The sequence below is a fragment of the Roseibium sp. genome (assembly GCF_965216085.1).
Taxonomy (GTDB): domain Bacteria; phylum Pseudomonadota; class Alphaproteobacteria; order Rhizobiales; family Stappiaceae; genus Roseibium.
Window position 1 is genome coordinate 5,894,756 of record NZ_OZ244138.1, and the last position, 25,141, is coordinate 5,919,896.

Consider the following 25,141-nt stretch of genomic DNA (forward strand, 5'->3'; position numbering starts at 1 on the left):
GGCGGGTCTTTTTAGTTTTACATAAAGCAGCTTGATCATGCCCAGCTCAGGTAAATCCCGACTATGTCAGCGGCCATGGTAGTTTTCTTCTCCGCATAAAGGCTTAGAATTATAAGTATAATTTACAATGCATTTTATTACAATTTTTTAAGTTGAAACTTAAGAACTTGGGTACTTTTCCCATGTAGCAGTTTCTGCAGACGGCCGTCGACAATATCGTAACCGGGACTGCATAGTTAAATGGGAACAAGCTTCTACAAAAACCTTCTGCAGAACGAACGAGGTGCCATTCTGCCGATATTTGGCGTATTGGTGCTCATGATGGTTGTCATCGGCGGAGCGGCCATAGATGTTTCCAGAGCTGTGAACGCGCGCGAAAAACTGTCTTACGCGATTGATGCTGCTGCACTTGCGGTCGCGACAGACTTGTCAACGTCGGTGATGACAGACGATGAAATCACCCAGGCCATCGAAGACTCTTTTCGGGCCAATCTTGCCAATGCGGAATTTCTCGATAAGGCCATCGAGAATCTTAATTTCGTCGTCGACAGCGATGAAGGAACCATCAACATTTCCTCCTCCGCCAGCCTCAGCACCTATTTTTTGGATGTCGGCGGATATGGGTTGAGTGCATTTGGCCCCGATGCGTTTAATTTTGGCACCAACGCGCAGGTTTCTTACTCCCGCTTCGATGTTGAACTGGCGCTTGTTGTGGATGTTACAGGCTCTATGGGATGGTCGATCGGCTCCAGCAGCACGATTCGGATCGTTGCTTTACGGGAAGCTTCAGAAGAGCTTGTCAATATACTCCTGCCAGCAGACTCGCCGCCATCGACTTCAAAGGTTCGGATCTCCCTGGTTCCTTACAGCCAGGGTGTGAACCTTGGGTCCTATGCGGAAAAAGTGAAAGGCGGTGATCATCACTCTGTCAGTGGCGAGTGTGTCACAGAGCGCCAAGATTACGATGGCAACGAAGTGATGCTGACCGACATGCCATACAATTATTACACCGATAGTTCGCCTCCACCTCTAGAGAGTTTCTATGGCGGTGGTACGGACAGGTGTTCATCTTCATCAGAAATGATGCCTCTGACCAATGACCGTGATGAACTGATCAGCGCAATTCGGGCTTTGGATGATGCAGGCGGCACAGCTGGCCAAACAGGTATTGTTTGGGGGTGGAATAGCATCTCGCCAAGCTATTCGAATCTTTGGCCAGCCGACAGCGCCCCGGAAGCCTACACCAACACCGACGTGCTCAAATTCGCGATCATTATGACTGATGGTGATAACAACCGTTATTACGACATGGTTGCGACCACTGTGTGGGAGGAAGTCGAAGTCTGTCGAATGGTCTACCGCCGTGGACGTTGGCGTGAACGGTGCCAGGATGAGTGGCAGGAAGTAACCAGTTACGAGTGGGATGAAATTGGAGAAGGTCAATCCTACTCCAACACATCGTCCACCCGCTCCCGTGATCTCTGCACAGCGATGAAAAACTCCGGTATCGAGATCTTCGGCGTTTACTTCGGCACGGATGATGAATCTGCCGGGGCGTTAAATATGGCCTCATGCGCCAGCACAGGTAACTATTATCAAGCGACGTCCTCCGAAGGACTAATCCAAGCCTTCTCCAACATCGCCAAGAAGATTCAGCAGATCTACTTGTCGAAATAGTTTCCCAAAAGACTTGAAACAAAAAGGCCCGCCGATTGGCGGGCCTTTCTCATTCCAAGACAACCGGCTGACTTATGCGCGGTTCTGACGGTTGTCGATCAGGTCGTCAACGACGGCTGGATCGGCCAGGGTCGACGTGTCACCGAGATTGTCGAAGCTGTCCTCGGCGATCTTGCGCAGGATGCGGCGCATGATCTTGCCCGAGCGGGTCTTCGGCAGGCCTGGCGAGAATTGGATGAGGTCCGGTGAGGCGATGGGGCCAATTTCTGCCCGGACATGTTTGACCAGTTCTTTTTTCAGCTCATCCGTCGGCTCTTCACCTTCCATCAGCGTGACATAGGCATAGATGCCCTGCCCTTTGATGTCGTGCGGATAGCCCACAACTGCGGCTTCCGACACCTTGTCATGGGCCACAAGCGCGCTTTCGACTTCTGCTGTGCCCATGCGGTGGCCGGAGACGTTGATCACGTCATCGACGCGGCCGGTGATCCAGTAGTAGCCGTCCTCATCGCGGCGGCAGCCGTCACCGGTGAAATAAAGGCCTTTGTAGGTGGCAAAATACGTCTGCACGAAGCGGTCATGATCGCCGTAGACGGTCCGCATCTGGCCCGGCCAGCTGTCGGTGATGACCAGATTGCCTTCAGTCGCACCGTCCAGGAACTTGCCTTCCGCATCCACAATGGCCGGCTGCACACCGAAGAACGGACGGGTTGCCGAGCCCGGCTTAAGGTCGGTCGCGCCTGGAAGCGGCGTGATCAAAATGCCGCCAGTTTCTGTCTGCCACCAGGTGTCAACGATCGGACAATTCTGCTTGCCAACAACGTTGTAATACCAGGTCCAGGCTTCCGGGTTGATCGGCTCACCCACAGAGCCCAGCAGGCGCAGTGTTGAGAGATCCGATTTATTGACGTGATCATCCCCAGCGCCCATCAAAGCGCGGATCGCGGTTGGGGCGGTGTAGAAGGTGTTGACCTTGTGCTTTTCACAGACCTGCCAGAAGCGGCCGGCATCCGGATAAGTCGGCACGCCCTCAAACATCAAGGTGGTCGCACCGTTGGCTAGCGGGCCATAGACAATGTAGCTGTGGCCGGTGACCCAGCCCACATCCGCCGTACACCAGTAGATGTCACCGTCCTTGTAGTCGAAGACATATTGGTGGGTCATCGACGCATAAACGAGATAACCGCCCGTGGTGTGCACCACGCCCTTCGGCTGGCCGGTGGAGCCGGAGGTGTAGAGGATGAAGAGCGGATCTTCCGCGTTCATTTCCACCGGTTCACAATGATCGGAGACCCGGTCGGCCTCATCGTGATACCAGACGTCTCGGCCGTCCTGCATCGAGATCTCGCCGCCGGTGCGTTTGACCACAATGACGCTGTCGACAGGAGCTTTTTCACACGCTTTGTCGACATTGGCCTTCAGCGGAACCTTGCGGCCACCGCGCAAACCTTCGTCTGCGGTGATAATGCAAGTGCTCTTACAGCTTTCGATCCGCTGGGCCAGGCTGTCCGGTGAAAACCCGCCGAAAACGATCGAGTGGATCGCACCAATGCGGGTACAGGCAAGCATCGCGTAGGCTGCTTCCGGGATCATCGGCAGGTAGAGCGTGACGCGGTCGCCTTTCTTGACGCCCTGGGCATGCAGCACGTTGGCGAACTTGTTCACCTCATGATGCAGTTCCTTATAGGTGATCACCTTGCTGTCAGCCGGATCGTCGCCTTCCCAGATGATTGCCGGCTGATCGCCGCGGGTTTCCAGGTGGCGGTCGATACAGTTGGCCGACACGTTCAGCGTGCCGTCTTCGAACCATTTGATCGAGACGTTGTGGTAGTCGTAGGAGGTGTTTTTCACCTTGGTGTAAGGCTTGATCCAATCGATCCGCTTACCGTGTTCGCCCCAGAATCCATCCGGATCCTCCACGGAGCGCTTGTACATTTCGAGATATTTGGCGTTATCGGCGTGTGCCCCGGCGGCAACATCCGACGGAACCGGAAATACAGATGCGGACATAAGAGAACCTCCCAGAAACCACAATAAACCGGCGGTCGCGTGTCCTCTCCTTCCGCCAGCTAATTTGCCGGTGGCCATTATGCGTATGGCCTTCCCCAGCGTCTATATCGAAACTTTCGTACTTTCGTAGGCGCGACGATGGTCTAGGGTCGACCCTCTAATGCGTTCAAAAGTGGAATGAATTACGTTTGCGTCAGCTGAGCAATCCGATCACAACAGCCTGAGTGAGAAGCACCAGCAACCAGTGGCCACCGTCGATGAAGGTCAAGCTCCACGGCCGGCTTTGAAACCGGTGATTGATGATCTGAGTGGTCATGACGATGCCAACCCACACCATCACCGCGGAAATGATTCCGGACCGGATGCTCGTTTCGCCTGTGTGATAGATGATCCCCGCAAATACAACGGCCATCACCAGCTGACAGATGAAGGCTGTCGCCATCGTGACGGGATCCGGTTTTGTTTGTTCTTCGCTGAGGCCCGCTGCTTTCATCCAGGCTTTGCCGAGGATGCCATACCAAACCCCGCCGAGCACAAAAGAAGCAATGGCCGCAGCGCCCGCCGCCAGAAGATTGATCCCATCGAACATCATTTTAGTGGCCCTCCCCAAAGCGCTGAAATCCAGCCCGCCGGCGACTGACAATGAGAGCAAATTTCTTCGAGATCAAGCGCGGGCGGACGCAAACCACCGGGAAAAATGCCAATGTGGGCTCTGCCAAGACTATCGAGCTACAGCTTACGCCAGACAGTCAGTTTTCCAACCTCTTCAAACCCTAGCTGACGGTAGACCGGCAACAATTCGTCGTCGGTTTCATAAGTGCAGACCGGGCGGTGCGGATAGGGTTCCAGAAGGTCATGCAAGGCGCCAAAAAGCCAGCTTTTCCTTCGGAAAACATTGGAAACTCCGATGATGTTTTTGCCGTCACAGGCCGGCCCATGATTGAGCGCAGCTCCGGCCTTGAGGGTGCTATCCTGCAGGATGGAGGCGAAGTCGATCGCCTGAACTTCCAGGAGCTTTGCCGGAAAAATCTTATGCAAAACTTCCTTGTCGCTCCATCCCTCCAGCCACTTGCGCAGGCTCTCGACAGTCACAGCCTTATGCCAACTCGGAGGTGCGGGTGGTTTGCGAGAGCTCTGCGGCATCCGGAACAGCCAGGTTCCGGTCAAAAGCTCTTCAAAACCCAAGGACCTTAAGTTGAGGCAATTGAAACTGTCTTTGACGGCCGCATTGGCAGGGAGTACAGCAAGCGCAGACGTTAGGTCTGCCCCATGATCGTCCGTCACCGTAACGATGTTTGGAAACAACGGAACAGTGGCTCCTAACGCCTGCCAATAGCCGTGATGATAGCCGGTTTGCGCGCCGGCAGCCTTCAAGACTGCATCGCACCAGAGCGCATTATTCTGCGCGCACAAAGAAACCACATCTTCTGGCTTCACGGCTCCAGGCCACCCTTCCCGACAACAAAGTCCACTATTCTTTCTACACCATCACCGGTTTTCATATTTGCAAAGACAAATGGCCGGGTTTTCCGCATTTTTGTGGCGTCCCGGTCCATCACGTCCAGATTTGCCCCAACATAGGGCGCCAGATCGGTCTTGTTGATCACCAAAAGATCGGACCGGGTGATGCCTGGCCCACCTTTGCGCGGGATTTCCTCACCTGCCGCCACGTCGATCACATAAATCGTCAGATCGGCGAGTTCCGGCGAAAAGGTCGCCGCTAGATTGTCTCCGCCCGATTCGATCAAGATCAGATCGAGATCTGGAATGATTTCATTGAGGTCCTTGACCGCCGCCAGATTGATCGAGGCATCTTCCCGGATGGCTGTATGCGGGCAGCCACCGGTTTCCACGCCGCGAATCCGGTCGCTGGTCAGCGCTTGAGAGCGCATCAGCGCCTCGGCATCTTCGGATGTGTAAATGTCGTTGGTGATGACAGCGAGCGAGTATTTGTCGCGCATGGCCTTGCACAGCTTGTCCGTCAGTGTGGTTTTACCCGCGCCGACCGGTCCGCCGATGCCTACGCGCAAAGGGCCATTAACTGAACTCATGAGCGGAATAACCTCGAATATTGTGTTTCGTGCGCCATGGAGGCGATGTCGGCAAGAAAGGTGGAGGTGCCAAGATCATCCAGGCCGGCCTCAAGAGCTTCTTCGGTCACTTGAAAAATCACCGGCTCCAATGCTGCCAGAACCCTTTGCCCATCATTCTGGCCGAGCGGGACGGCGCGGACGGCAACAGAGATCAGGTTGGCTGAAAAGGCGTGTAAAAACGCGGAGAGCGCGGCCGCCTCAGGCAAGTCGTGTGCCGCAGAAACCAGGCCCAGCGCAACCGGATAAGGCCAGTCTTTCAGCGCAGTCCCGGTTTCTGGATCCGTGAGTTCGGCAAACACGCCTGCGGCAGGGCTTTCAGTAACGGGCAGCCAGCTCGCCAGCACCGTTTCCATGAAGGCTGTACCCTGAGCGGACGTTTCCAGATGACGCTCCTTTGAGGGCTGAAGAGCCAAACCCAACTCGGCCAGCTCCCTGACTTTTGCACCATCTCCTGCTTGGGCCGCCCGATAAGTCTCGCTCATCAGGATCGCATCACTCCGGCCGGCACCAAATTTTAGGACATCTTCCACCCAGGCCTGAAGCTCTGCAGAAGAGGTTACCCCGCCCGCATCAATCACCTGTTCCAGCCCATGGGAATAGGTGAAAGCGCCAATCGGAAAGGCTGGCGAGAGGAACGTCAGCAGCCGGTAGAGGGCTGATTGGGACATGGAGGTAGTCATTGGTAACCACCCGAGGCCAGAGACATCACAGATGTCATCCCGGCCACCGAGCCGGGATCCACTCGCGATTCTGTTTGCCGCAACTTGGGAATTTCTAGATCAGCGTCTCTGCAAACGAGTGGGTCCCCGCACAAGGCGGGGATCAAACCCCAGGAATCGGCTAGAATAAACTCACCCATAAGAGTGCTCGTGGTCTCCATGGTGATGATGTCCGTGCCCGTGATCATGACCCTGGGTTTGACCATGCCCGTAAGCGCCGCCTTCAGGATCAAAAGGTGCGACCAGCTCGCTCAGCTTGCCGCCGAGTTTTCTAACCATGTCCTCAATCACATGATCGCGGCGGATACGAAGTGTGTCGCCCATCAGCTGGGTCGGTAAATGCCGGTTGCCAAGATGCCAGGCGATTTTCACCAGATGCGCGGCATCCGTTGCCTGGATTTCCACCAGATCTTCCGGTTCCGCGCGGACTTCGACAATCCGGCCATCGTCCAGCACCAACCCATCGCCATGATGTAGATAGACGGCGTTTGCCTCATCTAGAAGAAACGACAAGCCGCCACTGGCCGTTAAGACGGCGCGGCGGCGGTGCCGGTCTTCCCGGTCAAGGGTGATGGTATCTGCGGCTGGGCCTGACCACCCGCCGGCCGGTTTGATGCTGGCAACCCGGATCATACAGTCCTTCCAATCATGCAGCTGCTGCCATCACCTTGGCCATCATGGCTTTATAGGCCGGGCGGTTGCGCAGGGTTTTGAAGTAATCGTAGATGCGGCCTTCTTTCGGCAGGTCGAATTTGGCGGTGACCGCCCAGCCGCCGCAATGGCCAATGATGATATCGGGAATGGTGAAGGTTTCGCCCATCACATAGGGCCCTTCCCCCATACGTTCTTCCAAAACCCGAAGCCCTTCGGTGAATTCGGCTTTGCAGACCGGTTTGATTTCCGGAACGCGCAGGTCCTTGGGGTGAATGAAGCTGTTTTTGGCCGCCGTCCAGAGCGCCCCTTCCAGAACATCGACCGCGAGCTGGGTGAAACTGTCTTGAAGGGCCCGCTCTTTGGTTCCGGCAGGAAAGGTGAACTTGCCGTGTTTGTCGGCAAGATAGGTGCAGATGGCAACGGATTCCGGCAAAACCAGATCGTCATCGATCAACACCGGTACCTTGCCACCCGGGTTTACCGCACAAATGGTCTCTGACTGTGGCATCGCCGGGTCGATTTCGTACTGCTCACCCAACTCTTCCAAAAGCCACATCACGCGCATCGCGCGGGTCTGCGGAAATCCAACAATTTTGTACATAGAGTAACCGTTCCTGTATCCCAATTGACTGCAAAGCAGGCAAACCCTGAGCCAATTTCGAATTCAACTCAAGTCCAACTGGCGCCCTTCTATGCCACTGTCGCTTGCAAACCGTTCTCTACAGACCCCATCCATTTCGATTTCAAACCCGGCCGAAGCCAATGTCTTTTTCAGCCAGATCTTTTCCCGGACCTTGTAAGTACAAAAGTGAATGTTGGCCCGGTGGCACAAGATCAGCACAATGTTGGTTCCCTCCGCGGATATCTGCAGCTTTGGGGCTCCTGCATTGCAGCGGACGATCCAAAAGAGATGCGGCAGCAGGTCCAGCAAGCCTTCAAGATCGCACTCAAAACCATCGCTTGAAGATCTGGAAAATCCCCGGTCAACGAGATGTGCTTCAGCCTTCCGGACAGGGTCAAAGTCGTTTTTCTGATCCAAAAACGGGCGTTGGACATCTGTCAGGACCGCAAATCTTTGCCACTCCAGATCCTTAGCAAGGGTCTCAAAGTGCATTGCAATCCGGTCTGCAAAAGCATCCATATTCGGGGAGGGCAGATAGCCAATAACCGTGCCCATTTCTGTGAGGTCATCAGCGGCAGTCAGGTCATCCCGAAGTGCGAAAAACTCGGATCGTGCTGTCGCGTTTAGGTTAGCGGCCTGCTCTTCCGATAAAACGGTCGCTGAGGCGTCATCCATGTCCAGCCACACTTTTTCGCCGGCCTGGACCTCAATATTTGCCGGGTCATAGGCGTCCGCCTGCCATCTTTTGAGATAGCTCGCCAACGCGCCGTAACGACTAAGGATGCCGGCGCGATTCACCTGTTGAATGTGCATTGGGACTCAAAACTCAGAAAAGGAAGTAGCGTTGTGCCATGGGTAGAACGTCGGCCGGCTCACATGTCAGCAATTCGCCGTTTGCGCGCACTTCATAGGTCTCTGGATGGACCTCCACGTCCGGTGTCGCATCGTTCAGCACCATTGATTTTTTCGAAATGCCGCCGCGCACGTTTTTCACCGGCAACACCAGACTGTCGAGCCCGGCTTTGTCCTTGACGCCGTTGTCATAGGCGGCCTTGGAGACGAAGGTCACCCGGCTTTGGGTCATGGCCTTGCCGAAGGCGCCGAACATCGGCCGGTAGTGCACAGGCTGCGGTGTCGGAATGGAGGCATTCGGATCGCCCATTGGGGCGGCGGCAATCGTGCCGAGCTTCATCACCATGTCCGGTTTGACGCCGAAGAACTTCGGATCCCAAAGCACAAGATCTGCGAGCTTGCCGACCTCAACGGAGCCGATGTGTTCGTCCAGCCCGTGGGCGATTGCCGGATTGATCGTGATTTTGGACATGTAGCGTTTGACGCGGAAATTGTCGTTTTCACCCGCTTCATCGCTGAGGCGGCCGCGCTGGACCTTCATCTTGTGCGCCGTTTGCAAGGTGCGGATGATCACTTCCCCAACACGGCCCATCGCTTGGCTGTCGGAAGCGATGATCGAGAAGGCGCCCATGTCATGCAGAATGTCTTCTGCAGCGATGGTTTCCTTACGGATCCGGCTTTCGGCAAAAGCCACATCTTCGGGAATGGAGCTGTCCAAATGGTGGCAGACCATGAGCATGTCGAGATGCTCTTCCAGAGTGTTGACCGTATAAGGCCGAGTCGGGTTGGTCGAAGACGGCAGAACGTTCATCTCGCCGCAGACTTTTATGATGTCCGGCGCATGGCCGCCGCCAGCGCCTTCGGTATGGAAGGCATGGATCGTGCGGTCCTTGAACGCGGCCTTGGTGTTTTCGACAAAGCCGGATTCGTTCAGCGTGTCCGTGTGGATCATGACCTGGACATCGTATTCATCGGCGACTGTCAGGCAGGTGTCGATGGCCGCTGGGGTGGTGCCCCAGTCCTCATGCAGCTTCAGCGCGGAGGCCCCGGCGAGGATCTGCTCTTCGAGCGCTGCTGGAAGCGAGGCGTTGCCCTTGCCGGCAAAAGCCAGGTTCATCGGGAAACTGTCGGCTGATTGCAGCATGCGGGTGATGTGCCAGGGGCCCGGTGTACAAGTGGTCGCATTGGTGCCGGTTGCCGGTCCCGTGCCGCCGCCGAGCATGGTGGTGACACCGGACATCAGCGCGTCGTCGATCTGCTGCGGGCAAATGAAATGGATATGAACGTCGAGCGCACCCGCGGTCAGGATCTTGCCTTCCCCGGCGATCGCTTCCGTACCAGGGCCAACAACAATATCAACACCCGGCTGGACATCCGGATTGCCCGCCTTGCCGATGCCGACAATACGGCCGTCCTTCAGGCCGACATCGGCTTTGACAATGCCCCAATGATCGACGATCAGCGCGTTGGTGATGACCGTGTCGACGGCACCGGCGGACCGGGGTTCCTGGCTCTGACCCATGCCGTCACGGATCACTTTGCCACCGCCGAATTTCACTTCCTCGCCGTACGTGGTGAAGTCCTTTTCCACCTCGATGATGAGATCGGTATCGGCAAGACGCAAGCGGTCGCCGGTGGTCGGTCCGAACATGTCCGCATAAGCGGCGCGCGGCATTATATAGGCCATTCATATCTCCAATCAGCGATCAGAATGTCTGTTGTCAGCCGCCATAGTCGTCGACCATGGCGTTCAAATCGTCGGTGCGCTGCATGGTCATCACGATCATGCAGTTGCGATAAAGCTCAGTGCCCCGTGTGCCGCCTTTGAAGGGGAAGCTGTAGGCAGTGCAGTCCTTTTCGCGGAAATCCAGCCAGGCAGTTTGCGCGGTTTCCAGCGCGTCCGGACTGCCTTTCAAATGATCCGGCAGGGAGCTATCCACTTCGGTCATCTTGGCAAGCGCCCGTGTCAGGGCAGCAGACATGTCGGCTTCGGCCTGTTCCAGAGCCTTATCAGCGCAGTAGCTGCGTTCGGCTTGGTTCAGCGGGTAGCCACAATCGATCTTTTCATCGGCCTGCGCAGAGCCAGCCATCAAGACAACACCCAACACGGTCAAAATGCCGGAGAAAATGCGCATCAATTGCCGAACCCTTCAGCCAGGTCATTGAGTTCGCTCGTGCGTTTGCGGGTCAGATCTGCCCGGCAGCCGAGAACGAGCATGGATTCCATCGATCCGCCCCGCGCCAGAAAACCATATGAATCGCAGGCCTTGTCGCGATAGGGGATCCACGCGCGCTGGGCGTCCCGCAAGGTGTCGGCAGCGCCCTTAAGATCCTTGGGCAAATCCTTGTCCGTTTGCTTCATCGCTGCCATTGCCGCTTTATAGGCTGTGTTCAGCTCTGCATCCGCCGCTTCCCAATCCTTCTTGGCACACAAGGTCATATCAAGCTGGGTGACGGCGTTGTTGCAGTCGATGTCTTGTGCGTGAACCGGAGAAACGGCAATAAGGCTGGTAACGGTGCTGGCAATCAGACCAAGGAAACGCATCGGATCTATCCTTCCAATTTACCCATGACTTTCTGGTTGAAGCCATAGATTGTCCGGTTTCCACGGTAGGGCACAAGTGTCACAGACCGGGTCTGTCCTGGCTCAAAGCGCACGGCGGTTCCGGCGGGAATGTCAAGGCGCATGCCAGTGGCGGTTTCCCGGTCAAACGAAAGTCCCGGGTTGGTTTCGGCAAAATGATAGTGGCTGCCCACCTGAATCGGCCGGTCGCCCGTGTTGGAAACCTCCAAGGTGACTGATTCCAGGCCGGCGTTCAGTTCAATGTCTCCCTCGGCGGGAAAGAGTTCTCCAGGAATCATTGTTTTCTCCTAGGCCTTCAGCGGATCGGTTCGTGCACGGTCACCAGCTTCGTGCCGTCTGGAAAGGTTGCTTCGACCTGAACATCGTGGATCATTTCTGCGACCCCTTCCATCACTTGGTCGCGGGTCAGCACTTTGGCACCGGCTGACATCAGATCGGCGACCGTGCGTCCGTCGCGGGCGCCCTCAACGACAAAATCTGTAATCAGGGCAATCGCTTCCGGGTGGTTCAGCTTGACGCCGCGTTCCAGCCGCCGGCGTGCCACCATGGCCGCCATGGAGACGAGCAGCTTGTCTTTTTCTCTCGGGGTCAGGTTCAAGGAAGATCCTCCAGGATTAACAATGCCAGACGCGCGGAAGGCGGGCAGAGCGGTAGTGTTCGAGAAAGGCCATCAACAACAGACGCAAGATGCGGCTATCTGCGGCCAGAAACCGGATAACCAGATGCCCGTTCCAGGCGCTTGCAGCACATTGGGCTGCGGGGTGTGGTAAGGACACCAGTGAGGCACGGGCCTTTGCCAGTCGGTCTTCTGCATCCGGGCAACAGTCCAGCAGCGTCGCCATCGCCTGATCGCCATCTCCTGTTGCAAATCCTTTAAAGAAGTCTTCCGGATTGCCTGAAAGACGGACATCATCTGCAAACACCAGCTGGCCATCCCGGCGGATCCGCCAGCAGTCCTTGAAGAACACCTTGTTGAGGCGTTCGCCCATGGCGGCGCGGCCAAGAACCACGCTTTCCAGAGCCAGAAGCCGGGCGTTTCCGGAGAGGTCCGCAGTGATTTTCCGGGAGACACTGGAGTTGTCGAACAGGATGGTTTCCTGAGGCAGCCATTCCAAAGCAGCGCCAGTATCAATCGAGAGGCGGTTTGTAACTTCCGCGCAGGTTCCAAGGCTCCGGTAAGCCCGTTCCGCCGCTTGCGTCGTCACAATGGCGTGAGCCTCTGCTCCAATCGTGACCTCATAGTCCAAGCGGTCTCCACCGGTCAGACCACCGGCTGTGTTGATCAGAACGGCCGTGGCCGGCTCATCATAGGTTTTAGGCAGGCGGACTTTCGCAGATCCACTTTGATACAAATCCTGAAGGCGTGTCTTGCCGGAAACTTGAGAAAATCCAATACGCGCAGCACCGCGCACACGCTGCATAGCAGGCGTACTCGTTCCGATTTCTGATGCTGATCCAGCATCATACATTCAAGAAGCCTCCCTGCTCCCGTTTGTCATTGTTCTTTTTGCAGCATTGCCATCTTACACCGTAAATTTACCGAGGCACGATGGCACGCAAGTCAACCTTCCTGGAAAAGCAACAACCGGGCCAAAATGAACAGTTGCCGGGATTGGCGGCAATTCTCCACCGGAACCATAGTGATTTAAGAGGTTTCTCACCGAGTGGACATAAATCCGCCTAAAAAATAAGCACCTGCTCAAAAAAATGACGCTGGACTTCTTCGTCACAAGGGTTGCTCTTGAGCCGATGATCCGGTTTTTTAAGAAACAACCTTCCGTTAAGTTGGTTTTGACTTGAAGCAAGAGTGTCCGCCCGCGGGAAGACAGCGAGGGTTTCCGGTGTACGCAAGCTTTTTCGGCCGTCTTTCAATCGCGCCCGTTTTTGTGGCAGCAATCGGTCTATTCATTTTATCGTATTCCGCACACGCTGAGATCGGCGCGCATATCCTTGTCGATGCCAAATCCGGCGCGGTGATTGATCAGAAAAATGCCACGCGGAAGTGGTACCCGGCCTCTTTGACCAAATTGATGACGGCCTATGTCACCTTTAAGGCGATCCGCGCGGAGAAGATCTCCCTGAATTCCGCCGTTGTACAGTCTCAAAACTCCGCATCTGAGCCGCCCAGCAAAATGGGGTTCAAGATCGGGACGAAGTTTACCGTCGACACGGCTCTCAAAATCATTTTGATCAAATCGGCCAATGATGTTGCCGTTGCCCTTGGCGAAGCAGTGGCTGGGTCTGAAGCTGGGTTCATTGCCATGATGAACGCAGAAGCGCGCCGCCTCGGCATGACCCATACGCGGTTTTCCAACCCACATGGTCTGCCGGACAACAGCCAAGTCACCACAGCGCGTGATATGGCGATTCTTGCGATGGCTCTGCGCCGGGATTTTCCGGAAAGCCGGGAGTTTTACAATCACCCGGGCATCCGTTTCGGCAAGAAGACACTGCGCTCTGCGAACCGCGAGTTCCTGCTCCGGGTTAAGGGTGCAAACGGTATGAAGACCGGATACATTTGTAATTCCGGCTACAATGTTGCCGCGTCGGTGACACGGCGCGGCCGGACACTCATCGCGATTATTATGGGCGCGTCTTCCGGCCTTGAACGCACCGCCTTCGCCCGCCAGCTGTTTGACGCCGGTTTCAAGAAGGGACGAGGCGGCAAAAAAGTGACGAGCCTCAGCGGTTCGTCAGGAAATCCGCCGGCAAACGGCTATTGTCGCCGCAACAAGAAGCTGAGCTCCAAACAATACATGGCCCGCTATGACATGAAAAACACGCAGGGCGGCGGCTTGTTGTTCTTTGGCAAACAAAAGACCAGAAATCCGGCCAAGGTCGATACCAGCAGCTTTACCAAATCGAATGGCAAACCGGATTGGGCAAAGATTCTCGACCGCACCCTTGGACCGCGCCGGATTGCCTATAAACCTTTGCCTGTCGGGTTGGGTAAACCAAAAGGGACACCCTCTGTAAGTGCCTCCATTCCAGCTGAAAACATTCCTCTCCCGGTAGCCAATCCGATCCGCAAAGCGAAAATGGAAATGCGGACCAAACTGCAAACGGCGCAGACGGAGCCGGCGGCGGAGGTGACTGGCGCAAGTGCGGGAACCATTCCGCAAATCGAAGCGGCCGGCCAACGCCCTGGGTCCGCCGTTAACACCAGTAAGGCGGCACATGGGTCAATTTTCCGCAAAGGGATGGACTTCACGGTGCCAGTCCCAGCGCCAAGCCCTTCGAAATAATAAGAAAATCCTACCGCAATATCATGACCAGTTAAGACATCGCTTGCATGCCTTAACTGTTTTTTAACGCTGTTCTTTAACGATGTCACAAGCGTTATTCCGAATAGGGACTGCCTTTTTGGTTTTACGCTGCGGCACAAGAGGTGCCGCCATAGGCAAAGAAATGCCGTCTTATTTAAGATCGAGAGATCAGCGCATGATAGAACCAAGATCGACCGCCACAATCCGTGCTCTGGCGAGCTTAGCAGAATTGTCCGCCGATCAGTTGGAAGACGGCGCTTCGGTAGAAGACGTCATCGCCACACTTCGTAAAGCCGCAGAAGCTGTTCGCGGGGTGATCGACGAAACAGATGGCGAAGAAACGAGTGTTGAAGAGACAGATCTTGCGCAAGATCTGACCCCGATGGACCTCACCGTCGACAACACCGTCAGCGACGAAGCAGACAAAGACGACAGCTCCGAAACTGACGGTGATGTTCACGTCCTCAACGCTGGCTGACGCATTTCTGACTACAAATTCATTATAGTTTTGCGGCAACCCAGCTTTGCTGCACACTTCCGCTTTGACCTCTCCTCCCCACAAATGGTAGCCATGACCGCTCATGGAGCATTGGCTGTGGCTGACCCTCAGCTTGCCTCGCGCGGCGGCGGGTGGTGCTCCTGATTTGAGTGGAGCAAAGTGATGAGTGTTGCGGACAGTTCTCAAGAACCTGGCCCAGAAACCAGCCGTCCGGCAAAAGGTCCCAAGCCACCTATTCCGGTGTCGGTGCTGACCGGCTTTTTGGGAGCTGGAAAAACAACGCTCCTCAACCGCATCCTTCAAGATCCGGCGATGGCAGACACTGCCGTTATCATCAATGAATTCGGCGAGATCGGGCTGGATCATCTGTTTGTCGATCAAGCGGGGGAGGGCATTGTCGAGCTCTCGTCCGGGTGCCTGTGTTGCACAATCCGCGGTGATCTTGTGACCACACTGGAAAACTTGCTGCGCCATCTCGACAACGGCCGGACCGAACGCTTGACCCGGGTGGTGATCGAAACCACCGGCCTTGCCGATCCGGCCCCAATCCTGCACACGATCATGCTGCATCCGTATCTGGTGATGCGCTACCGGCTGGACAGCGTTGTGACGCTAGTGGACGCGGTGAATGGGGTTTCAACGCTGAATGAGCATGAAGAAGCCCGCAAGCAGGCTGCCGTTGCCGACCGGATCGTTCTGACAAAGACCGACCTTTTGACGACAGACGACACCAAGGCCGGTTTTGCAGTTTTGAAGGACCGGCTTGCCGCTCTGAACCCGGGCGCAAAGGTGCTGGACACCCAAGCGGGCGAGGCGACTCCGGAAAAGCTGTTCAACGCCGGGCTCTACAATCCGGAGACCAAAATTCCGGATGTCGCCAACTGGTTGAACGCGGAAGCTTATGAGCCAAAACCGCATGATCATGGGCATTCCCATGACCATCATTACCATGATGGCCACTCCCATCACGGGCATGATCACGGTCATCACCATCATGATCACCCGCATGATGTGAACCGCCATAGCGCGGCGATCCGCGCGTTTACGTTGTCGACCGACCGGCCCGTTTCAGCCTCTGCACTGGAAATGTTTTTGGACCTTCTGCGCTCCGCTCACGGCCCAAAACTGCTGCGGGTCAAGGGCATTGTGCAACTCGCCGAAGATCCGGAGCGCCCGGTAGTGATCCACGGCGTGCAGCACGTTTTTCATCCGCCGGCAACGCTGGAGGCCTGGCCGGACGACGACCGGCGCACCCGGATGGTCTTTATCACCAAGGACCTGCCGGAGGGGTTTGTCCGCAAAATGTTCGAAGCCTTTTCAGGTGCGCTCCGCCCGGACACGCCAGACAGTCAGGCGATGCTCGACAACCCGCTGGCCGTCTCCGGCTTCACCAGCCCGCCACGGTAATTATCTTAGTTGCTGGAGACCTGAAGACCGACATTCGCCGCGGCTCCCCGGCCTCCGAGCCGGGGTCTTTTGCTTCAGGTCCAGGCTCAGGGCCGGGACGGCGAAATGGAGGCCCTCAAGCCTCTTCCTTCCTCAGCCGGATCAAGCCTTCCTGCGCCGTTGACGCCACCAGCCGGCCGCTGGTGTCGAACAGGTTGCCGCGATTGAAACCGCGCGATCCGGAGCTGGACGGGCTGTCGCTGGCATAAAGCAACCATTCGTCGGCTTTCACCGGTCGGTGAAACCACATCGCATGATCCAGGCTGGCGCATTGAACCTTTCGGCTGAAGACCGACAGGCCGTGGGCATAAAGCGCCGTATCGAGCAAGGTCATGTCGCTGGCATAGGCCAGGACGCATTGATGGATGCGCGGATCGTCCGGCAAAGCGCCCGTCGCCCGGACCCAGACATGCTGGACAGGGTCGCGTTTGTCCCGGCTGATATACTGGCGCATGTCGGCTGGTTTCAGTTCAATCGGCCGTTCCCGTTCGAAATACCGGCGGATTGCTTCCGGAGCATCCTTGAGGAACATCTCTTTCAATTCCTGCTCGCTGGGCAGGTCTTCCGGCATCGGCACATCCGGCATGGCTGCCTGGTGATCCAAACCATCTTCATGCACCTGGAACGACGCAGACATGGAAAAGATCGCTTTGCCGTGCTGAATGGCCACGACGCGCCGGGTTGTGAAGCTGCCGCCATCGCGGATCCGGTCGACCTCATAGATGATCGGAACGGATGGATCTCCCGGCCGCATGAAATAACCATGAAGGGAGTGAACCTGCCGCTCGTCGACCACGGTCCGGGACGCTGCCACCAGGGCCTGACCAATGACCTGCCCGCCAAAGACGCGTTGCCAGCCGACTTGTGGGCTGCGACCACGAAACAGATTGTGTTCAAGCGGTTCTAAGTCGAGTATTTGCAGAAGGCTATCAATGGCCGTATTCATCGGCGCGGTTCCTGTTTATGAGAGTACCAGGTGATTTGGCCAGTTGAACGGCCTGACTGATGAAGTCTTGGACGTGTGTTGACGTTAAAGTCAAGATGCCCCACGGGAAAGCGGGGCAAGGAGTTGTAAAACAATGGCAAGACCAAAAAAGAGCGACGAGATGTTTGATGTCGTCATCGCAGGCGGCGGATATGTCGGCCTGTCCTTGGCGCTCGCGCTCAAACAGGGGGATCCCGCCCTCAAATGCGCCGTTGTCGATCCCAAACCGATGAACACGCTCGACAAGGACCCGAGGGCTTCGGCGATTGCTGCTGCAGCGTCGCGCATGCTGACCCAGCTGGGCATTTGGGACAAGATCGCCGCCAAAGGGCAGCCGATCAACGAAATGATCGTCACCGACAGCAAGTTGCGCGATGCGGTGCGTCCAGTCTTTCTCACATTTGACGGCCAGGCCACCGAAGGCGAGGCCTTTGCCACCATGATGCCGAATGGTGTCATGATGCCGGCGCTTTACAAAGCAGCCAAAGCTCTCGGCACCAAGTTTTTTGCGCCAAACTCAGCAGATACGTTCCGTACGCATCCGGACCGGGTCGAGCTGGATCTCAAGGACGGTACGGTTCTCAAAACCCGCCTGCTGGTTGCGGCTGACGGGGTGCGCTCCAAACTGCGCGATCTTGCAGGCATCCGCACTGTCGATTGGGATTACAAACAGTCCGGCATTGTGACCACCGTCAAACACGAACGTCCACACAATGGCCGTGCGGAAGAACATTTTCTCCCCGCCGGGCCGTTTGCAATCCTGCCGCTGCCGGGCAATCGCTCCTCTCTCGTTTGGACGGAAAAAACGTCTGACGCCGACCGGCTTGTCCGCTCCGATGACTTTACCTTTGAACTGGAACTGGAGCGCCGGTTTGGCCATCACTTGGGCACGCTGGAGCTCGATGGCCCGCGTCAGGCGTTTCCGCTTGGGCTGAAGCTGGCCCGGGAATTTGCCAAACCGCGTTTCGCGCTCATTGGTGATTCGGCTCATGGCATTCATCCGATTGCAGGGCAGGGGCTCAACATGGGGTTCAAGGATGTGGCCGCCCTTGCCGAGGTTCTGATTGAAGCCCGGCGCCTCGGCCAGGATATCGGCGGCTTTGATGTGTTGGAGCGTTATCAGCGCTGGCGCCGGTTCGATACATTCCAGATGGGCGTTGTGACCGATGTGCTCAATCGCCTATTCTCAAATGACAATGATATCTTGCGGGCCGCCCGCGATTTCGGCCTTGGGCTGGTTGACCGTATGCCGGGATTAAAAACACATTTCATCAAAGAGGCCGCTGGTTTTGCCGGGCCAGTACCCAGATTGCTTTCCGGTGATCCGATTTGATAGGAGACTGATCCCCCGCATGGCTTCCTGGATTTTTCCTGTATGAGCGATCTCCCGTCCAACTACTCTCAACACCGGTCGATTCTGATCACCGGGTGTTCGTCGGGTATTGGAGCGACTTCGGCCCGGCTTTTGCGCGGCCGGAATTGGCGTGTCTTTGCAACGACGCGCAAGCAGGAGGACGCCGACCGCCTGAAGTCCTTGGGATTTGACGCCTACCGGCTGGATTACGAAGATCCGGACACGATCCGGATGACCGCAGATGCGGTTCTCGAGGCGACGGACGGCAGGCTGGACGCGGTCTTCAACAACGGCGCATATGCCATACCAGGTGCTTTGGAAGATCTACCGGTAGATGCCATGCGCGCGTTGTTTGAAGCGAATTTCATCGGTTGGCACGACCTCACGCGTCAGGTCATCCCGGCGATGCGCAAACGAAAATCCGGCCGGATCGTGCAATGTTCGTCCGTGCTTGGGTTCGTCGCCTTGAAATACCGGGGGGCGTACACGGCCTCGAAATTTGCATTGGAAGCTTATACCGATACGCTGCGGCAGGAGCTTTCTGGCACCGGCATTCATGTTTCCCTGATTGAACCTGGTCCAATCGACACTAAATTCACTGAAAATGCGATCGCGAATTTCGACCGGTGGATCGGTGAGGACGGAACAAGCGCCTCAGTTCACGAGAAAACCTACAAAATCCGGCGGATCCGCATGGAAGCGGGCGAGCCCGGGCCGTTCAAATTGCCGCCCGAAGCGGTCACCAAAAAGCTCATCCACGCGCTCGAGGCCAAGCGACCCAAGGCCCGGTATCATGTCACAGTGCCGACAACTGTTATGGCCATTGCCAAACGTATTTTGCCAACGCGGCTGCTTGACCGGCTCTGCATTTGGGCAGCGGATGGCGAAGAATAACCCGCCCGGCAGACCGGCCGGGACAAACGCTGGGCAGCCAGCGGAAATGACAAGGACACCATGATGGCTGAACTCATCAACATTCTCATTCCAATCGGCATGGCCGCCGTGGCCATCGTTCTGCTCGCCGGACTTTGGAACATGTTCCGCAACGGCCCGGCCAACCGATCTCAGATGCTGATGCGTTGGCGCGTCGGTTTGCAGTTTTTGGTCATTGTCCTGGTGATGGGTGGGCTCTACTTTTTCGGCACAGGCTAAGACAGTAGCCAAATTGGGACACGATTTCGGACGAGGCAGGACTTCATGGTCGTATTGAACAAGATCTATACAAAAACCGGTGACGACGGCACTACGGCGCTGGGGTCCGGCGAACGGCGGCCGAAGAATGATCTCAGGATCAACGCCTATGGCACCGTCGATGAGACAAATGCAGTTGTTGGCCTGGTGCGTCTGCATACGGAAAATACTGCGCCAGAAGTTGATGCGGTGCTCAGCCGGATTCAAAACGACCTGTTCGACCTTGGTGCAGATTTGGCGACACCGGAAACGGATCAGGATCTTGGTTACGAACCGCTCCGCGTAACTGATGCTCAGGTCAGTGCCATTGAGGATGCGATTGATGTTCTCAACGCCGATCTAACCCCGCTGCGTTCCTTCGTGCTGCCCGGCGGCAGCGCGGCCTCTGCGCATTTGCATCACGCCCGAACGGTTTCTCGGCGGGCTGAACGTTTGATGGTCGAACTGTCGGCCCGGGAGAACATCAATCCGGCTGCCGTGAAGTACATGAACCGCCTCTCCGATTATTTCTTTGTTGCTTCCCGCTATCTAAACAACAAAGGCGACGCGGATGTTTTGTGGGTGCCAGGCAAAAACCGCTAATCATGTAGACAACCTCAGGACGGCGCCATGTTCCTTCCGCTTCATGATCACAACCAGCTGGAACATGTGCCCCGGCCCTATGTTAATCTTGCGCTGATTGCTGCCAATGTTCTGGTCTATGTCTTCGTCCTGGGCGCGGGATTTTCCGATGCAGCGAATGCGGCTGTCTATTCCTACGGCCTGATCCCGTCAGTCTTTTTTGATGTTCGAGAGCTGGCGCCGCATCTCGAAGTTTTGCCCGACTGGGCTGGTGTGGTCACCTATGCCTTCCTGCATGGGGATTTCATGCATCTTTTGGGGAACATGCTGTTTTTATGGGTGTTCGGCGACAACGTCGAAGATGCCATGGGGCATTTCCGGTACTTGGTCTTTTATCTCCTGTGCGCCGCGGCCGGCGGATATGCCTACGCAATTCTTGATCCCAGTTCGGATGTTCCATTGATTGGTGCGTCCGGGGCCGTTTCCGGAATAGTTGCCGCTTATTTGATGCTGCATCCCAAAGTCCGCATCTGGGTGATTGCCTTTGGCCGCATCCCCCTGCGGTTGAGCGCTATGTGGTTGCTCGGCGCGTGGGTGATTTATCAATTTGTGCAGCTGTTAACGTCGTCTGGTGGCCAGGTTGCCTGGATTGCACATATCGGCGGCATGGCAGCTGGCGCGTTCCTGATCATTTTCTTTCGCCGAAAGGGCGTGGTTCTGTTCGATCGGGATCTTCGGTAGGGTCCAGGATCTAGTCGGGCATGTGCTTGATCATGAGTTCATGAAACCAGCCGATTGGATCTTCCGCACCAGCGCCCTTTGAGAGAGGTCCATGGACATAGGCCGGAGAGTTCAGGCCGCGTTGGACTTTTTCGCAGATCCAGACATCTTCAGTCTGGAAGTCTCCTGTTTCCAAGGGCGGAACGGTCCAGAAGTCCGACGAAATTGTGTCCGTCTTTTTGTCGTACCCCGGAATATAGCGCCGCTCATCCTTTGATTGCCACGGGCCGACCCAATGCCGAATTTTCATCCGGCAGCGCCCTGCCTGGATGGGCTCGAGGGTGGAAATCGAAATTCCATAAGGGGTCGGGACAATCAGAGTTGAGGGAAAGAGAAAATAGACACCGCCGTATCCAGGTGTTTTAGCACTCTCGATCAGCCCAATTTTGCCAGCTTCATCGCGAATTTTCTTGGGCAACCGGTGTCTTATGCCGTCTTCTGTGGCGTACCAGATCATGTGCTCACCCGCGCGCACCCACTCATTTTGGTTGGGAACCGGACCACCAAGAGTGTTTTCGTGCAAATACGCCAGGTGATAACCGTCAATTGCGTTTTCAACGAAGACTTTCCAGTCGCATTTGAGATCGTAGGTGAGCGGAACTGCCTCACTGACGTCTGAAGCTGTTAGGTCGTGCGGCCATTCCTTGCCGCGAATTGGATTTATCCAGCTGTCAAATTCTGCGTCCTTGTCCGGATTGACGAAAACCAGGTCCTTGAAAAGCCCGATGGCCGCTGGAAGGAGTCCATGGGCGGCCCGGTCTAGGTCGGCGAAACACTCCGTTCTATCCGGCACCCCGCGTAGGGCACCGTCAAGCCCATAGGTCCAGCGATGATAAGGGCAAACCATCGTGGATCCGCAATTTCCACTTCTACCCTCAAACAGTTCAGCGCCGCGATGGCGGCAGAAATTGTGAAATGCCCTCAGCTTTTCGTCCTTACCCTTGACGACAAAAAGACCTGCACGACCGCTGGTGACTGCCCTGTAGTCCCCTGGTTGCTGGAAATCATGAACGGTGCCGGCAAACGCCCATGACTTCATAAACAAGGTACGGCATTCCTTGTGAAACCAATCGGGATCCGTATAGGCCTCTCTGGGCAAACGTCTGGTCATGATGTTTTCTCCAGCGTGTCCAACAAAAGAAGCGCAGCCTGCTTCGAGGCTGTGGCCAACTGAGACATGTCGCCAATCGGGTAAAGCGATTCCACATTGAAGTAGATGCCGGTTACACCGGCAGTGACAGCCTCCAGGACAGGTGCTTCGGCATTTGGAAACTCATCCTTGAGAATGCCGTTCACCGAAGCAAGAAACTCATCCGTCCATGTCTTCATTCGGCTTGCAAGCTCTGCATCTTCTGCCGAGGCGGCGATTAGGGCGGCAAAGACCTGCACGTTTTGTGTATTGGCGTATTGAGGATCGAACAACCATTCGATCAGAGTATGCGACGGTTTCTTAACTGGCAGAGCGGACCGTATAGCACCCATGCTGTCCCGGCTCCGCTTTAAAACCCGCTCAATCAGCGCATCCAGCAAATCCTCGCGGTTGCCGACATTGTGCCGGACCAGGGGACGCGCCAATCCGGCAATCTCGGCCGTCTTGGCCAGGGTTGCCCCGGCAACACCATATCTCGACACACAGATTTCAAATGCATCCAGGATCTGATCCCGGCGCTCATCCTTGATTTCGGGTCTTGCCATTTTTGTCCTGCGATAAATTACCAGACTTGACAATCAATCTAGTCAATCTTAGTTGATTGTCAATCTTGATAATTTTGGAGTGTGCCATGGATTGGCTTCTGACCCCAGTGAGTGCTGGTTATCTGGAGTGGCTGGAACAATTCATTGACGATTGGTTTTTCGTCTTTGCGCTGGCTTTTCTCGGCTTTGAGTTCATCCGTTATGCCATCTACAAGAAACTATCTTGGACGCTGGTCGGCGATACGCTGACCAACTATGTGACGCTGGCATTTTTTATCGGTCTGACGATTCTGTTTCTGGGCGCGTTCTACATCGCGACTTTTTATTACGCTTTTCAGTTCGCCATTTTCGAGATTGAGATCAATTGGGCCACGGTCCTGATCTGCATCGTTCTGGCCGATCTGGCGTATTATTGGGAACATCGTTTCATGCACCGGGTCAATCTGGCTTGGGCGACCCACACGGTTCACCATTCCTCGCCATTCTTTAACATTTCGGTCGCCTATCGGTTTGGCCCGATGGATTCCTTCTGGCCGGTCTTTTTCCACCTTCCGTTAGTTATCCTGGGATTCAACCCGATCGTGGTTTTATTCGCTGAAGTGGTTGTGCAGGTATATCAAACCGCCCTGCACACCGAGAGCGTTCGAAAACTGCCCCGCCCGATCGAATGGATCATGAACACACCATCGCATCACCGGGTGCATCACGGCTCGAACACCAAATATCTCGACAAAAACTACGCCGGCATCTTCATCATCTGGGATCGCATGCTCGGCACCTTCGAGGAAGAACAAGAGGAAGTCGTTTACGGGCTGACCCAGCCGATCAACAGCATCAATCCATTTGTCGCCTTTTTCCACGGCTTCTACCGCCTGACATTGGAGGCGTGGCGAATGAAGGGTCTTGGCAACAAGTTCGGTGTGCTTTTCGGGCCTCCAGGCTGGCAGCCTAAGAAATCCCCTTCACAGAACAATTCCGTAGACTAGGAGCCCGCTATGCCAAGCAACACGCAGCGCTTTTTTGGCGTGATCACGTCAATAGCTATCACGGTCGGCGGCGCATGGGCCGCTAGCCAAATCCACTCACAACCAACACAGGCCGAGGTTACATCGTCAACAAATGGGCTGACTGTCACTTTTGAAAATGTTCGAAACAAGAACGGCTATGTGATTGTCATGGTGTTTGATGATGCGGAAGCCTATGCCAACTATGATGTATCGAAAGTAGCGGGTTACAAGGAAGAACCGGCCAAAAGCGGAAAAGTAGCCGTTCGTTTTCCAGAATTAGACGCCGGGCCCTACGCAGTCACAGCGTTTCACGATGAAAATGCGAACCAGGATCTGGATATGAACGGTCAAATTCCCAAAGAGGGTTATGCGACCAGCGGAGCCTCAGACGCCTATGACACTCCGCCCTTCAATAAAGCTGCCAATGTCCAGGGCACGGTCTCAATTCAAATGCATTATTTGGACTAGGGTCAGGACCCCTTAATTTGGTTGAAATGGTAGGAAGGAGTTTGTTCGGATACGAGACGCAAATCTGCAGGAAACCGTCCGGTTTCCAAAGAATTGCAACGACGTTGCCGGGCAAATTCATCCTATCTTGAAAAGACGCGAAAACGGCTTCGATCTGCGGCGTCTAACCGTTCAACCGGGCAGAAGCCCGCTTTTCACGCTTTTCCTAGCAGCTCATCGCCGTTTGCGGTGCCATTCCAATCAAGTTAATGGGCCCTGACCCTAAGAACAGGTCCGCATTCAGGTGTTCAGGCCGTTTGCCAGGTTCCGCCTTTGCTTCGGCAAGCCGAGCCTTTGTTGGTCTGGCTCTGGCCGGAGGCAAGCCGGATCCGTTCCCGGTATTCGCGGCAATAAACTCCGGCAGAGGTCTTCCAAGTTTTGACGGGAGTGATCGATCCGCTTGCTCCGGTCGCCGCATTTTTCCAGGTTACGCTTTTTCCGGACATGGACTTTTCAAGGGCATTTTGAAATGCGCCGCGGGCAAGCCTCTGATCTTGATTGGTCAAAACTGCATTTGATTGTGCATCCGGTTTGACAGATGCCGTTGGAGAACAAGCGGCAAGGACTGCGGAAAACGCCAAAACAGGCAGCCTGTTGGCTGCCTTTCCTAGTTTCCGACTGATCACGCTTTGTCTCTCC

Annotated in this window: 29 protein-coding genes; 11 read left to right on the top strand and 18 right to left on the bottom strand. The window is 55.7% G+C overall.

Annotated features, from left to right (window positions below; translation table 11 throughout):
- Positions 1-240: 240 nt before the first annotated feature.
- Positions 241-1,677 (top strand): pilus assembly protein TadG-related protein, encoded by a 1,437-nt coding sequence (locus ACOOFE_RS27535; RefSeq protein WP_420412968.1) that lies wholly within the window; start codon positions 241-243, stop codon positions 1,675-1,677.
- Positions 1,678-1,749: 72 nt separating this feature from the next.
- Here the strand turns inward: ACOOFE_RS27535 and acs are convergent, their stop codons facing one another.
- From acs to ACOOFE_RS27605, 14 genes are all read right to left on the bottom strand, one after another.
- Entirely contained in the window at positions 1,750-3,687 is a 1,938-nt protein-coding gene (acs, locus tag ACOOFE_RS27540) for an acetate--CoA ligase (protein ID WP_420412969.1), read from the bottom strand.
- A gap of 193 nt (positions 3,688-3,880) precedes the next feature.
- Entirely contained in the window at positions 3,881-4,279 is a 399-nt protein-coding gene (locus ACOOFE_RS27545; protein ID WP_209010926.1) for a DUF1761 domain-containing protein, read from the bottom strand.
- Positions 4,280-4,416: 137 nt separating this feature from the next.
- Complete coding sequence (locus tag ACOOFE_RS27550) at positions 4,417-5,124, bottom strand: hypothetical protein (protein WP_420412970.1); 708 nt, start codon at positions 5,122-5,124, stop codon at positions 4,417-4,419.
- Entirely contained in the window at positions 5,121-5,738 is a 618-nt protein-coding gene (gene ureG / locus ACOOFE_RS27555) for an urease accessory protein UreG (protein WP_420412971.1), read from the bottom strand. The genes ACOOFE_RS27550 and ureG overlap by 4 nt, the downstream gene beginning before the upstream one ends.
- Positions 5,735-6,460, bottom strand: coding sequence for an urease accessory protein UreF (locus ACOOFE_RS27560; protein WP_420412972.1), 726 nt, complete (start codon positions 6,458-6,460; stop codon positions 5,735-5,737). Before ACOOFE_RS27560 ends, ureG begins: the two co-directional genes overlap by 4 nt.
- 171 nt (positions 6,461-6,631) lie before the next feature.
- Complete coding sequence (locus ACOOFE_RS27565) at positions 6,632-7,132, bottom strand: urease accessory protein UreE (RefSeq protein ID WP_420412973.1); 501 nt, start codon at positions 7,130-7,132, stop codon at positions 6,632-6,634.
- A 13-nt stretch (positions 7,133-7,145) separates the two neighbouring features.
- On the bottom strand, positions 7,146-7,754 hold the full coding sequence (locus tag ACOOFE_RS27570; RefSeq protein WP_420412974.1) for a glutathione S-transferase family protein: 609 nt from the start codon (positions 7,752-7,754) through the stop codon (positions 7,146-7,148).
- A gap of 63 nt (positions 7,755-7,817) precedes the next feature.
- Complete coding sequence (locus ACOOFE_RS27575; RefSeq protein WP_420412975.1) at positions 7,818-8,588, bottom strand: hypothetical protein; 771 nt, start codon at positions 8,586-8,588, stop codon at positions 7,818-7,820.
- 13 nt (positions 8,589-8,601) lie between these two features.
- Positions 8,602-10,314 (bottom strand): urease subunit alpha, encoded by a 1,713-nt coding sequence (ureC, locus tag ACOOFE_RS27580; RefSeq protein WP_420412976.1) that lies wholly within the window; start codon positions 10,312-10,314, stop codon positions 8,602-8,604.
- Between the two features lie 34 nt (positions 10,315-10,348).
- Positions 10,349-10,762, bottom strand: coding sequence for a lysozyme inhibitor LprI family protein (locus tag ACOOFE_RS27585; protein WP_420412977.1), 414 nt, complete (start codon positions 10,760-10,762; stop codon positions 10,349-10,351).
- The gene (locus ACOOFE_RS27590; RefSeq protein ID WP_420412978.1) at positions 10,762-11,172 is read right to left on the bottom strand and encodes a lysozyme inhibitor LprI family protein; all 411 of its coding nucleotides are present in this window, start codon (positions 11,170-11,172) and stop codon (positions 10,762-10,764) included. Before ACOOFE_RS27590 ends, ACOOFE_RS27585 begins: the two co-directional genes overlap by 1 nt.
- Positions 11,173-11,177: 5 nt before the next feature.
- Positions 11,178-11,489 carry an urease subunit beta gene (locus tag ACOOFE_RS27595; RefSeq protein WP_420412979.1) on the bottom strand — a complete coding sequence of 104 codons (312 nt, stop codon included), beginning with the start codon at positions 11,487-11,489 and terminating at the stop codon, positions 11,178-11,180.
- A 17-nt stretch (positions 11,490-11,506) separates the two neighbouring features.
- A complete protein-coding gene (locus ACOOFE_RS27600; RefSeq protein ID WP_420412980.1) occupies positions 11,507-11,809 on the bottom strand; it encodes an urease subunit gamma in 303 nt (100 codons plus the stop codon).
- A gap of 16 nt (positions 11,810-11,825) precedes the next feature.
- Positions 11,826-12,680, bottom strand: coding sequence for an urease accessory protein UreD (locus tag ACOOFE_RS27605; protein ID WP_420412981.1), 855 nt, complete (start codon positions 12,678-12,680; stop codon positions 11,826-11,828).
- 372 nt (positions 12,681-13,052) lie between these two features.
- Here ACOOFE_RS27605 and ACOOFE_RS27610 point away from each other — a divergent pair, with 372 nt between their 5' ends.
- The 3 genes from ACOOFE_RS27610 (at position 13,053) to ACOOFE_RS27620 (ending at position 16,383) form a co-directional block, all read left to right on the top strand.
- The gene (locus ACOOFE_RS27610) at positions 13,053-14,456 is read left to right on the top strand and encodes a D-alanyl-D-alanine carboxypeptidase family protein (RefSeq protein ID WP_420412982.1); all 1,404 of its coding nucleotides are present in this window, start codon (positions 13,053-13,055) and stop codon (positions 14,454-14,456) included.
- Positions 14,457-14,652: 196 nt separating this feature from the next.
- Positions 14,653-14,955: a hypothetical protein gene (locus tag ACOOFE_RS27615; RefSeq protein WP_420412983.1), complete on the top strand. Its 303-nt coding sequence runs from the start codon at positions 14,653-14,655 to the stop codon at positions 14,953-14,955.
- 183 nt (positions 14,956-15,138) lie between these two features.
- A complete protein-coding gene (locus ACOOFE_RS27620) occupies positions 15,139-16,383 on the top strand; it encodes a CobW family GTP-binding protein (RefSeq protein ID WP_420412984.1) in 1,245 nt (414 codons plus the stop codon).
- Positions 16,384-16,498: 115 nt separating this feature from the next.
- On the opposite strand, the gene tesB is transcribed toward ACOOFE_RS27620, so the two are convergent.
- Complete coding sequence (tesB, locus tag ACOOFE_RS27625; protein WP_420412985.1) at positions 16,499-17,368, bottom strand: acyl-CoA thioesterase II; 870 nt, start codon at positions 17,366-17,368, stop codon at positions 16,499-16,501.
- A 133-nt stretch (positions 17,369-17,501) separates the two neighbouring features.
- Between tesB and ACOOFE_RS27630 the strand changes: the two genes are divergently transcribed.
- The 5 genes from ACOOFE_RS27630 to ACOOFE_RS27650 all read left to right on the top strand — a co-directional run bounded on the left by ACOOFE_RS27630 (position 17,502) and on the right by ACOOFE_RS27650 (position 21,254).
- Positions 17,502-18,740 (top strand): ubiquinone biosynthesis hydroxylase, encoded by a 1,239-nt coding sequence (locus ACOOFE_RS27630; RefSeq protein ID WP_141184416.1) that lies wholly within the window; start codon positions 17,502-17,504, stop codon positions 18,738-18,740.
- 42 nt (positions 18,741-18,782) lie between these two features.
- On the top strand, positions 18,783-19,655 hold the full coding sequence (locus ACOOFE_RS27635) for an SDR family oxidoreductase (RefSeq protein WP_420412986.1): 873 nt from the start codon (positions 18,783-18,785) through the stop codon (positions 19,653-19,655).
- A gap of 63 nt (positions 19,656-19,718) precedes the next feature.
- Complete coding sequence (locus tag ACOOFE_RS27640; protein ID WP_141188581.1) at positions 19,719-19,913, top strand: twin transmembrane helix small protein; 195 nt, start codon at positions 19,719-19,721, stop codon at positions 19,911-19,913.
- A gap of 45 nt (positions 19,914-19,958) precedes the next feature.
- Entirely contained in the window at positions 19,959-20,534 is a 576-nt protein-coding gene (locus ACOOFE_RS27645; protein WP_420412987.1) for a cob(I)yrinic acid a,c-diamide adenosyltransferase, read from the top strand.
- A 27-nt stretch (positions 20,535-20,561) separates the two neighbouring features.
- Positions 20,562-21,254, top strand: coding sequence for a rhomboid family intramembrane serine protease (locus ACOOFE_RS27650; protein WP_420412988.1), 693 nt, complete (start codon positions 20,562-20,564; stop codon positions 21,252-21,254).
- 10 nt (positions 21,255-21,264) lie between these two features.
- On the opposite strand, the gene ACOOFE_RS27655 is transcribed toward ACOOFE_RS27650, so the two are convergent.
- Positions 21,265-22,404 carry an aromatic ring-hydroxylating oxygenase subunit alpha gene (locus ACOOFE_RS27655; protein ID WP_420412989.1) on the bottom strand — a complete coding sequence of 380 codons (1,140 nt, stop codon included), beginning with the start codon at positions 22,402-22,404 and terminating at the stop codon, positions 21,265-21,267.
- Entirely contained in the window at positions 22,401-22,988 is a 588-nt protein-coding gene (locus ACOOFE_RS27660; RefSeq protein ID WP_420412990.1) for a TetR/AcrR family transcriptional regulator, read from the bottom strand. The genes ACOOFE_RS27655 and ACOOFE_RS27660 overlap by 4 nt, the downstream gene beginning before the upstream one ends.
- A gap of 86 nt (positions 22,989-23,074) precedes the next feature.
- Between ACOOFE_RS27660 and ACOOFE_RS27665 the strand changes: the two genes are divergently transcribed.
- Both ACOOFE_RS27665 and ACOOFE_RS27670 read left to right on the top strand, forming a co-directional pair.
- Positions 23,075-23,974: a sterol desaturase family protein gene (locus ACOOFE_RS27665; protein WP_420412991.1), complete on the top strand. Its 900-nt coding sequence runs from the start codon at positions 23,075-23,077 to the stop codon at positions 23,972-23,974.
- A 9-nt stretch (positions 23,975-23,983) separates the two neighbouring features.
- Positions 23,984-24,463 carry a DUF2141 domain-containing protein gene (locus ACOOFE_RS27670; protein ID WP_420412992.1) on the top strand — a complete coding sequence of 160 codons (480 nt, stop codon included), beginning with the start codon at positions 23,984-23,986 and terminating at the stop codon, positions 24,461-24,463.
- A gap of 287 nt (positions 24,464-24,750) precedes the next feature.
- Here the strand turns inward: ACOOFE_RS27670 and ACOOFE_RS27675 are convergent, their stop codons facing one another.
- Positions 24,751-25,128: an RT0821/Lpp0805 family surface protein gene (locus tag ACOOFE_RS27675; protein WP_420412993.1), complete on the bottom strand. Its 378-nt coding sequence runs from the start codon at positions 25,126-25,128 to the stop codon at positions 24,751-24,753.
- Positions 25,129-25,141 lie beyond the last annotated feature (13 nt).